Origin of the sequence: Paenibacillus crassostreae (assembly GCF_001857945.1) — a bacterium.
Taxonomy (GTDB): Bacteria; Bacillota; Bacilli; order Paenibacillales; family Paenibacillaceae; genus Paenibacillus_AQ; species Paenibacillus_AQ crassostreae.
Genome location: NZ_CP017770.1, coordinates 2,388,667 through 2,401,269 on the forward strand (window position 1 = coordinate 2,388,667; position 12,603 = coordinate 2,401,269).

Here is a 12,603-nt window from a genome sequence, read left to right on the forward strand (position 1 = left end):
AAGGTTTCTGAAAGTTCAAAATTAATTACATAACGACAGCTACAGCGATTGCTACAATAAAGAATCCTGCTGCCATTGCAACGGTTACACGCTGAAGAACCAAGTCCATGCCACGTGCTTTCGATTTACCAAAGAGATGTTCTGCTCCGCCGGAGATGGCACCGGAAAGACCTGCGCTCTTCCCCTTTTGTAAAAGAACCACCGCGATCAGACCAATGGAGAAAACTGCTAACAACACTTGTAAAAAGATTTCCATTCATTCCACCTCCTAAACGTGTTAAACATTCTATTCCAAGTTAATTTCATTTATCAATATACAGAAAACAGCATTCTTATTGTATCACATTCAACCTATATTTGACAAGATTGTTGTCATACTCACTAGAAAGAGCCAGTTCTGATGTACGAACATCAGAACTGGCTCTTTATCTATCATTAATTATTTCTTCAAGTTGTAGAAAGATTTCATACCGCTGTATTGAGCCAATTCACCCAATTGATCTTCGATACGAAGTAATTGATTGTATTTAGCAATACGGTCTGTACGAGAAGGAGCACCCGTCTTAATTTGACCAGCATTAGTTGCAACAGCGATGTCAGCAATGGTGCTATCTTCTGATTCACCAGAACGGTGAGAGATAACAGCTGTGTAACCAGCGCGTTTTGCCATTTCGATAGCATCAAATGTTTCAGTCAATGTACCGATTTGGTTAACTTTGATCAAGATAGAGTTACCAATACCTTCTTCAATCCCTTTGCCAAGGCGATCAGTGTTCGTTACGAACAAGTCATCTCCAACAAGTTGGATTTTGTCGCCTAATTTTTCAGTAAGCAATTTCCAACCATCCCAGTCATCTTCGGACATACCGTCTTCGATTGTAATGATAGGGTATTTATCAACCCATGAAGCAAGAAGGTCAACATACTCAGCGGAAGTGTAAGATTTACCTTCGCCAGCAAGTGTGTATTTACCGTCTTTGTAGAACTCAGTAGAAGCAACATCCATACCTAGGAATACGTCAACGCCTGGTTTGTAACCAGCTTTTTCGATAGCTTCGATGATTGTAGTGATTGCTTCTTCATTCGAACCAAGGTTCGGCGCGAAACCACCTTCGTCACCTACAGCTGTACTCAAACCTTTTGCTTGAAGAACGGCTTTAAGGTTGTGGAAAATTTCAGCACCTGTACGAAGGGCTTCTTTGAATGAAGGAGCTCCAACAGGAAGAACCATGAACTCTTGAACATCGATGTTGTTGTCAGCATGCTCACCACCATTGATGATGTTCATCATTGGTACTGGCAATTGTTTCGCATTGAATCCACCAAGGTATACATACAATGGGATATCCAAAGCTTCAGCAGCTGCACGAGCTACTGCCATAGACACAGCTAGAATTGCATTTGCGCCCAATTTACCTTTGTTATGAGTTCCATCAAGAGCGATCATCAATTTATCGATTCCCAATTGATCTAATGCATCCATACCAATCACTTCAGGGGAAATAATTTCGTTCACGTTCTTTACAGCTTGCAATACACCTTTACCAAGGTAACGAGATTTGTCACCATCACGAAGCTCAACGGCTTCATGGGCACCAGTAGATGCACCAGATGGAACGATCGCACGGCCAAGAGCACCGGATTCTAAGTAAACTTCAACCTCAACTGTTGGGTTACCACGAGAGTCTAGGACTTCGCGAGCATACACGTCTGAAATAATAGTCATGTGTTTTTTCTCCTTTTATTGTAACTGTATTTTTTTGTACTACTTACGACTTGCAATCATGGATTGACCAGTCATCTCTGCAGGTTGCGGTAATTGCATTAGATCTAAGATCGTAGGTGCAACATCAGCCAGGATACCTCCATCACGCAATACCACATCGGATGCTGTTAAGATAAACGGAACAGGATTCGTAGTATGTGCAGTAAATGGACGTCCAGCCTCATCAAATACCATATCAGCGTTACCGTGATCAGCAATAATGATCGCTACCCCGCCTTTTGCAATGACAGCATCTACAACTCTGCCCATACATTCATCAGTCACTTCAACGGCTTTGATGGTTGGCTCAAGCATACCTGAGTGTCCTACCATGTCCGGATTAGCGAAATTTAGAATAATAGCATCGTGATTCTCTGCTTCAATCTCTTTCACACAAGCATCAGCCACTTCATAAGCGCTCATCTCTGGTTGTAAATCATACGTAGCGACTTTTGGTGAATTGATGAGGATACGCGTCTCACCTGGCAGTTCCACATCACGTCCGCCACTGAAAAAGAAAGTGACATGCGGATATTTCTCTGTTTCAGCAATACGAAGTTGTTTCTTATTGTTCTGTACCAATACTTCCCCAAGTGTATTATCTAGGTTCTTCGGTTCATAAGCAACATAACCTTCTACCGTTTCACTAAACATTGTCATACATACAAAATGTAGTTGTTCAGGGAATTTCGGTCCACGTTCGAAACCGCGGAAGTCTTTATTCGTGAATACTTGCGACAATTGGATCGCGCGATCAGGACGGAAGTTTAAGAACACGACAGAATCTCCACTATTCAGTGTAGACAATGGCTGTCCTTGCTCATCCACAATAACCGTTGGTTCTACGAATTCATCAAAGACTGACTTCTCATAAGATTCGATTACCGCTTGAAGAGCGTCTGTATACTTAGGTCCTTCACCATAAACGATAGCACGATATGATTTCTCAACACGTTCCCAACGTTTATCACGGTCCATAGCATAGTAGCGTCCTTGTACCGTTGCAATGGTACCGACACCAACCTCTTTGATCTTAGCGTTCAATTGCTCAATGAACTGTCTGCCTGAGTCCGGAGCAACATCACGACCATCTAGGAAAGCATGGATGTAGACTTCATCTAATCCTTCTTTCTTTGCCAGATCCAACATCGCAAATATATGTTCAATGTGACTATGTACGCCTCCATCTGACAGTAGGCCATACAAATGCAATTTCTTATTATTGTTCTTCGCACTACGAACCGCATCAACCAATGTAGCATTCTCGAAGAAATCACCATCACGAATGGATTTCGAAATGCGCGTCAGGTTCTGATAGACAATACGCCCTGCACCAATATTAAGATGACCAACCTCAGAGTTACCCATTTGCCCTTCAGGTAATCCAACAGCTTCGCCACATGCAATAAGCGTGGAGTTCGGATATTGGTTCATCAAACGGTCATAGTTCGGTTTCTTAGCTTGCGCTACAGCATTACCTTCAGTAGTATTGCGCAATCCGAAACCATCCATAATAATTAAGGCTACCGGTCTTGGTGCTGACATATTACTTCGCCCCCTCAACAAGTTGCACGTATGAAGTAGGTTGTAGACTTGCGCCACCAACTAATGCGCCATCGATATCACTTTGTCCCATATACTCAACGACGTTCTCAGGCTTCACGCTACCGCCATATTGAATACGAACAGCATTGGCAACATTTTCACCATACAAACCTTTTACAAGCTCACGGATATAAGAAATGACTTCATTAGCATCTTGAGCTGTGGAAGATTTCCCAGTTCCAATCGCCCAGATCGGCTCATAAGCAATAACAACTTGTGCTGCTTGTTCAGCGGTTAAGCCTTTCAATGCGCCTTCAGTTTGAACTTTACATACCGCTTTTGTCTGGTCAGCTTCACGTTCTTCCAACTTCTCACCAACACATACGATCGGAGTAATACCATGCTTGAAAGCTGCAAACACCTTTTTGTTAACAATTTCATCAGACTCAGCGAAATAAGCACGACGCTCTGAATGTCCAATAATGACATAGTGCACGCCTAAATCTTTCAACATTACACCACTAATTTCACCAGTGTAAGCTCCGTCGTCTTCGAAATGCAGGTTCTGCGCTCCGATTTTAATAGAAGTACCTTTAACAGCTTCCATTAATGCTGGAAGATTAGTGAAAGGAGCACAAATTACGCTCTCCACACCTGCCACTTCTGCTTTACCTTTGATTTCTTCAATAAATGCTTTTGCTTCTGGAACTGTTTTAAACATTTTCCAGTTACCCGCGATAATCGGTGTTCTCAATGCAATTCACTCCTTATTATCCCCACATGCCTATCCTTAATCGAATAAAGGGAATTATTTATCGTTCAATGCTTCTACACCAGGAAGTTTCTTGCCTTCCATGAATTCAAGAGAAGCTCCACCGCCTGTAGAAATATGATTCATTTGATCTGCTAATTGGAATTTCTCAGCTGCAGCTGCAGAATCACCACCACCGATGATTGTGTAAGCTTCAGTATCCGCACATGCTTGTGCTACTTCACGCGTACCATTTGCGAAAGGTTCCATTTCGAACACTCCCATTGGTCCATTCCATACAACCAATTTTGAGTTTTTGATAACATCAGCATAGATAGCACGCGTCTTAGGACCAATGTCCACGCCTTCCCAACCAGCAGGAATTGAATCCACATCTACGATGTCAACGTTAGCATCCGCACTGAAGTCATCTGCTATAACGATATCTACTGGAAGCAAGAAATTCTTACCGAGTTTCTTAGCTTTCTCAATGAATTCCAGTGCTGTATCAAGCTTGTCATTATCGCATAAGGATAGACCAATTTCATGTCCTTGTGCTTTAAAGAATGTGTACGCAAGTCCGCCTCCGATAAGCACGTTATCCGCAAGATTAAGCAAGTTATTAATAACATCAATCTTATCTTTAACCTTAGATCCCCCAATGATTGCAGTAAAAGGACGTTCAGGTGTGGAGAATGCTTTACCAAGCACAGATAGTTCTTTTTCCATCAAAAGACCTGATACTGCTGGTAAATGATGTGCAATACCTTCTGTGGAAGCATGAGCACGGTGAGCAGCACCAAAAGCATCATTCACGAATAGATCCGCAAGTTCAGCAAATTGTTTCGCAAGTTCAGCATCATTCTTCTCTTCTCCAGGATAGAACCGTACGTTTTCAAGCAACAATACGTCACCATTAGCCATTGCAGCAATTTGGGATTTAACAGCTTCACCAACAGATTCGTTAGCCTTAACTACCTTCTTATCAAGCAATTCAGAAAGACGTTCAGCAGCAGGCGTCAAACGCATGGATTCAACCACTTGTCCATTGGGACGACCCATATGACTTGCTAAGATCACTTTTGCTCCACGTTCCACCAAATATTTAATGGTTGGCAATGTTTCACGAATACGTGTATCGTCGGTAATTTTACCATCTTCGAGCGGCACATTGAAATCAACACGAACGAACACCTTTAACCCATCTACTTCCACATCACGTACACTTTTCTTATTCATCTCCACGTTCCCCCACACCCACATATTTTATAGTTTGGAATCCAAGGAATAACTTTTCATATATTTCAGAAAGAGCGGAAACATTAAAATCCGTTTCCGCTCTTTAAATGTTCTCAAGCTTTAGCCAATATTACTTAGCCAATTTAGCGAAGTGTTCCAAAGTACGAACCAATTGTGCAGTGTAAGACATTTCATTGTCATACCAAGCTACAGTCTTAACCAATTGCTTGTCGCCAACAGTCAATACTTTTGTTTGAGTAGCGTCAAACAATGATCCGAATGTAATACCTTTGATATCAGAAGATACGATTTCGTCTTCTGTGTATCCATAAGAATCAACATCAGAAGCTGCTTTCATAGCTGCGTTAATTTCTTCAACAGTTACGTTCTTCTCAAGAACAGTTACCAATTCAGTCAATGATCCAGTTGCAACTGGAACACGTTGAGCGGCACCATCCAATTTACCTTTAAGTTCAGGAATAACTAGGCCGATTGCTTTAGCAGCACCGGTAGTGTTAGGGATGATGTTCTCAGCTGCTGCACGAGCACGACGGAAATCACCTTTAGAATGTGGAGCATCCAAAGTGTTTTGGTCGCCAGTGTAAGCATGAATTGTAGTCATCAAACCTTCAATAATTCCGAATTTATCTTGTAAAGTTTTTGCCATTGGTGCAAGGCAGTTAGTTGTACAAGAAGCACCAGAAATTACAGTTTCAGAACCATCAAGAATTTCATGGTTAACGTTGTAAACGATCGTCTTCATGTCACCAGTAGCTGGAGCAGAGATAACGACTTTTTTAGCGCCACCTTTTAGATGTTTCTCAGCTGCTTCTTTAGTTGTGAAGAATCCAGTACATTCAAGAACGATTTCTACACCAAGATCTCCCCAAGGCAATTCTTCAGGGTTACGGTTAGCTAGAACTTTTACTTCCTTACCATTTACTTTGAAGAATCCGTCATGAACTTCAACGTCACCGTCGAAACGGCCTTGTGTTGTATCATATTTTAATAGATGAGCTAACATTTTAGCGTCTGTCAAGTCATTAATAGCAACTACTTCAATACCTTCCACAGCTTGAATACGGCGGAATGCAAGGCGACCAATACGTCCAAATCCATTAATACCAACTTTTACTGTCATTAGAATAGTTCCTCCCAAATTTCGTTTTATTTATTCAAGAAAGGCTGTTACACCTGTCAAGACATCAGATAATATGTGTTTCACAAGCAGAAACGGCTATTTTCAAAGAGTTTATCCTTACGATGTTAGCGATACTTCATATCACTTTAGGGTATCCGTTTGAGTCTGTTCATCCATCTCTCTCTCAATTTCCAGGGCAGCTGCCTCGTCAGTAACGAGTATATCTTCCTGTCCGAACCTGAGAACGGCGTGTATTGCTCTAGCTTTGCTCTTACCGCCTGCAATCCCAATAACAATTTCAGTGTTCATGATATCCTCGAGCCGAAGGCCTAGAATCATCATCTTATGCACCATAGCACCTTCATCATTGAAATAATATCCAAACGACTCCGCAACAGCACCGTCTGCTCTAATGGCTTCAACCGTAGTTGAATCTAGCTTTCTACGACGTGTCATCACCATGGCATCACCAATACCGTGCACAATGATCCGTGATTGTCTGATAATATGAACAATTTCCTGAATGTTAATATCTTGGACAAGCGATTGATAAGCATCTTCGCTGAGTAAATCCGGCAAGTGTAATAATCGATATTGGGCTCCTACACTCTTAGCCATTGTAGAAGCAACGGTGTTCGCTTGGAACTCCACGCTTTCTCCTAAGCCGCCGCGGGCTGGTACGAACCAAGTTCGTTTAACATGTGCCGATACTGGTTGAGATAGTTGCTCAGCAACCGCAGCAAGTGTAGATCCTCCTGTGACAGCGATTATATCTTCATTGCCCATGACGCTTAACAGTGCCTTCGCTCCTGCACGCCCTAGTTCTCGTTTAGAGAACGATGATGACTCAGAATCACCAGGCACAATCACTACCTTGCGTAGTCCATATGCTAGTCGAATTTTATCTTCTAAATCAGTGAGTCCAAATAGATCTTTAGCGATAGGCTCCAATGACTCCAGCAATTTCTTACCCGAATCACTAATCCTCATTCCCATGCTTTCAATCTCAATAAGTCCTTGTGATTTCAATAAATCCGTCTCAGACCGCAACACGCGTTCCGTCATATGGAGCGACGCGGCCAGTGTTCTACGTCCGATCATATCAAATGACATGATCCGTTGAAGAATACTATACCTTGTCTTGAGTGTTTCCATGAGATCAGGCAGAAGCTGCTTTTGTATTTCTAATAAATTCCGCATGCTTTCCACCCCTGCTACTTTCTACATGGCCCTAAAATGTCCCGGGTTAACTTTTTAAGTCCCACCACTATTCTAACCAATATTTGCTTCTGTTGCAAGTATTCATTAGTATATTTCTCCTCGCTTTCTTTTCTTATACATAACAGGACTATGATCCTTGCCACACTAAGCCTTGCATACGATATTATTTGAGCTAGATACCATTTTGTGATCATTCATCAGGATAAAATTAAAATCCGCGATCCTTGCTATTCTAGCTGATATATCATATAATCATTTTTGCTATTGCATTATGCGCCCGTGGTCAAATGGATATGACGTAGGCCTCCGAAGCCTGAGATCGAGGTTCAATTCCTCGCGGGCGCACCATAATCATAGCGTTATCACTTTATATCATTAACCAACCAAGACAAAAGCCAATCATGGCTCTTTTTTTTACCAATAGTTTGACTTTCCCTGACTTTATGTTTTAAAATGTTTATGAAGTGGTAAATACGGCAATCGTATTTACAATGAACAACTAATCTAGTTTCTATAAAGGGAGGCTTTCCACATGGGTTTTGTTCCTATGGTCGTTGAACAAAGTAACCGCGGTGAACGCGCATATGACATCTATTCCAGACTACTGAAAGATCGCATCATTTTCTTAGGTTCTGAGGTTAATGACATGGTTGCCAATTCCATTATTGCACAAATGCTATTTCTTGCAGCTGAGGACCCGGAGAAAGATATCTCCTTATATGTAAACAGCCCTGGTGGATCCATTACAGCCGGAATGGCGATTTACGATACGATGCAATACATTAAACCGGATGTATCCACAATTTGTGTAGGGATGGCCGCTTCTATGGGTGCATTCTTATTGACTGCAGGAGCCGTTGGTAAACGATATGCATTGCCCAATAGTGAGATTATGATTCACCAACCTCTAGGTGGTGCACAAGGTCAAGCATCGGATATCGAGATTCGTGCTCGTCGTATTCTCAAATTGCGTGATAAGTTAAATCGTATTTTAGCTGAACGTAGTGGACAGCCGATTGAACGCATTGAGAAGGATACAGATCGTGATTACTTCATGAGTGCTGCGGAAGCTGCAACATATGGCCTTATTGACAAGGTTATTGAGAAGCCAATAGCTCTTTAAGATTAACCCTACAATCAAGCATAAACGCCTTAGGCGTCCTTATAAGGACGGTAAGTGTTTAAGCGAGAAATATAAGACATAAAGTATAGCGTAAAACTTATACTTTCTTATATTTCAAGTAGAAACGGCTGTGTCGTCCTTCATTAAGGACGATACAGCCGTTTCTTATGTTAGATATATTTCTCTTACTATCGATTTATTTAAACATGCTTGTACCTTTTGGAAGGATTTGTTGATATGGAACCACGAACGTAGGAATACCTGCAGCATAAGGCGTATATTCATACTGTTGGAAGAATAGGGCTATGCCTTCTGATTTCAAATAATAATTGGATTCAGACGTTACTCCCTTATAATCCTCAACATAACCGTTGATCTCTGTGAGTCCCTTCACAACATGCTTATCTAGCTCCGTTGCATAATCGGCATTCTTCTCTTTCAACTGATCAGCAAGCGATAACAACTCACCGTCAACTAAGGAGAAGTTCATTCCGATACGAAGTGTACCTCCGTGTGCCCCACCCGTATATCCATACTGATCTATAACTATACTTAGCACGTCATTCTCATTATATGAAACGACGTAATTCTGAAAGAATTGATAGGTGTGTTCAATAGAGCTGTCCCTCTTAGTAGCTTGCTCTTTCGAGGCATCTACGAAATCATCCTTAAGTTTCTCCAGCTTAGAATTGATTATTTTCTCAACCTTTGCATCTGCTAGTCCACTAATCTGAGGATAACGTACAATGAATAATGCATCCTTCGTATTCGATTCCAACACTTTTGTTGTGATCTCAAGGTCATTCTGTAATCTAGGAGTAATACTTAGCGACTTAAGTTCAGAATTCCATACACCTTCGTACCCCAAGTAGTCACTCATTAATTTAAATGGAATATATAACTTTCCTCCGATATTTTTCACTTCATATTCATTCAAATAGAAGTTATTTACATTAGTATTCACTCCGTACTCCGAGACATCCATATTCAACTGTCTATAACCACTTCCAAGACTATACGTTCTCGTACCTGGATTATAATTCAAGGAAAGTCCAAGTTGATCCCGCAATAGGGTTACAGGAATAAGTGTATTCCCATTACTGATTAGTCCCTTCTGGGTGAGAGTAGTTCCTTTCCATTTCAAAATAACCGAGGGTACCACCGCAATATTCTTCGTATTTCCTGCCGCAACAACTGTTGCTTGTCCTGTATATCCAAAACCCGTGATTATAAGCCCAGCTGCTAAAGTCAAAGTAGACCATCTCTTCAAAGCCTTATTCATAACAAAATTCCCTCCACATTATTCGAGTTATTGTTTCAGTATACCGAAATCATGGAGGGATATGGTAACAGTTGCATGACAGGGACATAACAGCTAGGTAACAACCGGGTAACAAAATCGAGATGAATACTAGGATTCCTGATTATATCCCTTGTCTCCATAAGGTTGCAGCTTATCCAACCACTTCTGCTCCAACTTTTGTAACTCTTTCTTATATTTTTTATTCGTTGGATGGTTTATAGGGACGTTCAATGGGATCATACCAATCAGTGATTCTCCTTCTTCAAGCTTCACTTGTTCTAATATTTCCATTTCGAATTGCTGTTCACCATATACCTTCCAATCTAGCTGCAATGCCACACAATCGTGATTACCCATATTCAAGATGAATACATCTTTATTGTAAGCTCCGTATAGATTCAGACTGCTCTCAATCCATATCTTATGATTGGTCAAGTTACGAATTTGATAAACTCCCATTTTACGAGGTTGTTGCTGATACTCTTCTACTAGTTGTTTACGTCTTTGCTGATCCATAATACACCCTTCTTTCATAATTAGTTTGTTTGTTTACTTTTCACCCAATATCGGCTACCGTCCGGTTCTCGATCCATAAATCCATATTCGATTAAATACCTTCTCAATGTCACATAGTCATCTAAACGATGCTTCAGGATTTCATTAACTTCCTTCTCTGTATAGAACCTCTGAACATCAAAAAATTGAGTAAGATGTCGCAAAATGACTATTTTACGCTTCTCCTTCTTGGGAAATTCCGTCATAGGTCCAGCTAAACCATGTTTAAAATAGGAACTCAGAATATGATCGTTCTCCTCTTCCGTAATAGAATGCCGCTCATCCAGCAATGAGGGAGCATCATGAATTTGAATATACCGACTTTTACTATTTGATTTCTCCTCGACAAGCTCCATGATGGATAGAAATACTTTGGCCTGCTTCATTTTCTCACGTAACGTAAACCGATGATTACGAATAGTAGAGGTACTCCCCCCATCTAATTCTTTAACGATCTCTTGGTCACTTAATCCCGTTTGAAAAAAATTCAATAGTGTCCGCTGCAAATCCGTTAATCCGGTCAACTTCTTATCTAACCCCAGCAAAAAATCAACCATCGATATATGCTCACTTGTGATATGCCGGCGGACATATTTCTCAGCTTCGTATAGTACATCTTCATCTTTATAAATAATGCCTTTCTCATAACGCTTACCGCAGACTACGCATACATAGACCTCGCGTTCCTGATCGAACACGTACCCTTGTTTAATTTCTTCTATACTAGCGTTCCAGAATATTTCAGATATATAACTCATTATTATAGACACCTTTCAATTTTGTTTGCTATTTAACAAACATTATATAATATCGTTTACTATTAAGCAACCATTCATCGTTTTAAATGGCAAAAAAAGGCTCAAAGCTGGACGACATCCTAGCTTCGAACCTTCTCCTCATTCAACTCAATATCTTATCAACTTCGCGAATGTTATTCTCTACCACTTTTCAATTCAGTCCAGAAGCGATCGTATACTTGTAGAGTATCGCCTACATCACTCAGCCACTCCGTCCGACTCAATTCATCTTCAGAAAGATTAATCATGGTGTTATTACGATAGGTTTCAGAATGATATTCCATCGCCTTCGTGTTAGGATCACTGTAACCAATTGTCTCGTAATTCTTCGCACTCACTTCAGGGTCCAGCATGTAATTGATAAATTTCTCCGCCAAGGCTTTATTCTTAGCCCCTTTGGGGATAGCGTAGTTATCAGAGAACATTGTGGCACCTTCCTTAGGCACAACATAAGCAATGTCCGGATTGTCATTAACAATATAAGCCGCATCTCCAGACCATACCGTGCCAATCCAGCCTTCTTCTTGAATCATCTTTTGTTTGATAGTATCGGTATCGAACGCAAGTACGCTCGGTAATAGAGCTTTCAAATCATCTACAGCTGTCTTAATTTCTGTCTCATTGGTAGAGCTATTAGAATAGCCATTCTTCTTCAGTGCCATCCCAATCACTTCGCGATTATCGTCTAGTAGCAATACTTTACCTTCATATTCCGGATTCCATAGATCATCCCAACTATCAATGGAATCTTTAATGTACTTCTTGTTGTAGGCAATTCCCGTTACACCAGAAGTATAGACGATGGAATATTGATTACCTGGGTCGAATGTAGGATCTTTGAATGTATCCGCGATGTTATTGAAATTCGGGATATTATTCTTATCCAAAGGTTCAAGAAGATTATTCTTAATCATCGTTTCCACCATATAATCAGAAGGTTGGATCAGATCGTAACCTCCGCCACCCGCTTTGATCTTAGCTAATAAGTCCTCGTTATTCGCAAAGACATCATACGTAACTTTTATATCGAATTCTTCTTCGAAGTCAGCTAATACCGCTTCATCAAAGTTATCTGCCCAGCTGTAAAGATGCAATGTTTCCTTAGAAGAACACCCACTTAATAGTACTATCGCCATCATTCCTGCTATCAGCAGGCTTATCCA

12 protein-coding genes and 1 tRNA gene are annotated in these 12,603 nt (G+C 40.9%); 2 read left to right on the plus strand and 11 right to left on the minus strand.

Annotated elements, in window-relative coordinates:
- Positions 1-25: 25 nt before the first annotated feature.
- From secG to LPB68_RS11090, 7 genes are all read right to left on the minus strand, one after another.
- The gene (secG, locus tag LPB68_RS11060; RefSeq protein WP_068654745.1) at positions 26-256 is read right to left on the minus strand and encodes a preprotein translocase subunit SecG; all 231 of its coding nucleotides are present in this window, start codon (positions 254-256) and stop codon (positions 26-28) included.
- A 183-nt stretch (positions 257-439) separates the two neighbouring features.
- A complete protein-coding gene (gene eno / locus LPB68_RS11065; RefSeq protein WP_068654747.1) occupies positions 440-1,726 on the minus strand; it encodes a phosphopyruvate hydratase in 1,287 nt (428 codons plus the stop codon).
- A gap of 39 nt (positions 1,727-1,765) precedes the next feature.
- Entirely contained in the window at positions 1,766-3,310 is a 1,545-nt protein-coding gene (gene gpmI / locus LPB68_RS11070; protein ID WP_068654749.1) for a 2,3-bisphosphoglycerate-independent phosphoglycerate mutase, read from the minus strand.
- A gap of 1 nt (position 3,311) precedes the next feature.
- Positions 3,312-4,064: a triose-phosphate isomerase gene (gene tpiA / locus LPB68_RS11075; RefSeq protein WP_068654751.1), complete on the minus strand. Its 753-nt coding sequence runs from the start codon at positions 4,062-4,064 to the stop codon at positions 3,312-3,314.
- Positions 4,065-4,118: 54 nt separating this feature from the next.
- The gene (locus LPB68_RS11080) at positions 4,119-5,300 is read right to left on the minus strand and encodes a phosphoglycerate kinase (RefSeq protein WP_068654753.1); all 1,182 of its coding nucleotides are present in this window, start codon (positions 5,298-5,300) and stop codon (positions 4,119-4,121) included.
- A 130-nt stretch (positions 5,301-5,430) separates the two neighbouring features.
- On the minus strand, positions 5,431-6,441 hold the full coding sequence (gap, locus tag LPB68_RS11085; RefSeq protein ID WP_068654755.1) for a type I glyceraldehyde-3-phosphate dehydrogenase: 1,011 nt from the start codon (positions 6,439-6,441) through the stop codon (positions 5,431-5,433).
- Positions 6,442-6,582: 141 nt separating this feature from the next.
- Positions 6,583-7,641, minus strand: coding sequence for a sugar-binding transcriptional regulator (locus tag LPB68_RS11090; protein ID WP_068654757.1), 1,059 nt, complete (start codon positions 7,639-7,641; stop codon positions 6,583-6,585).
- 294 nt (positions 7,642-7,935) lie between these two features.
- Between LPB68_RS11090 and LPB68_RS11095 the strand changes: the two genes are divergently transcribed.
- Positions 7,936-8,010: transfer RNA gene (locus LPB68_RS11095), tRNA-Arg, on the plus strand.
- Between the two features lie 184 nt (positions 8,011-8,194).
- Positions 8,195-8,785, plus strand: coding sequence for an ATP-dependent Clp endopeptidase proteolytic subunit ClpP (gene clpP / locus LPB68_RS11100; protein WP_068654759.1), 591 nt, complete (start codon positions 8,195-8,197; stop codon positions 8,783-8,785).
- 196 nt (positions 8,786-8,981) lie between these two features.
- On the opposite strand, the gene LPB68_RS11105 is transcribed toward clpP, so the two are convergent.
- From LPB68_RS11105 to LPB68_RS11120, 4 genes are all read right to left on the minus strand, one after another.
- On the minus strand, positions 8,982-10,067 hold the full coding sequence (locus LPB68_RS11105; protein ID WP_068654761.1) for a PdaC/SigV domain-containing protein: 1,086 nt from the start codon (positions 10,065-10,067) through the stop codon (positions 8,982-8,984).
- Positions 10,068-10,196: 129 nt separating this feature from the next.
- Positions 10,197-10,604, minus strand: a complete 408-nt coding sequence (locus tag LPB68_RS11110) for a GIY-YIG nuclease family protein (protein WP_068654763.1) — start codon at positions 10,602-10,604, stop codon at positions 10,197-10,199.
- Positions 10,605-10,624: 20 nt separating this feature from the next.
- The gene (locus LPB68_RS11115) at positions 10,625-11,401 is read right to left on the minus strand and encodes a DUF2087 domain-containing protein (protein ID WP_068654765.1); all 777 of its coding nucleotides are present in this window, start codon (positions 11,399-11,401) and stop codon (positions 10,625-10,627) included.
- Positions 11,402-11,574: 173 nt separating this feature from the next.
- Positions 11,575-12,579: a polyamine ABC transporter substrate-binding protein gene (locus tag LPB68_RS11120; RefSeq protein ID WP_198402106.1), complete on the minus strand. Its 1,005-nt coding sequence runs from the start codon at positions 12,577-12,579 to the stop codon at positions 11,575-11,577.
- Positions 12,580-12,603 lie beyond the last annotated feature (24 nt).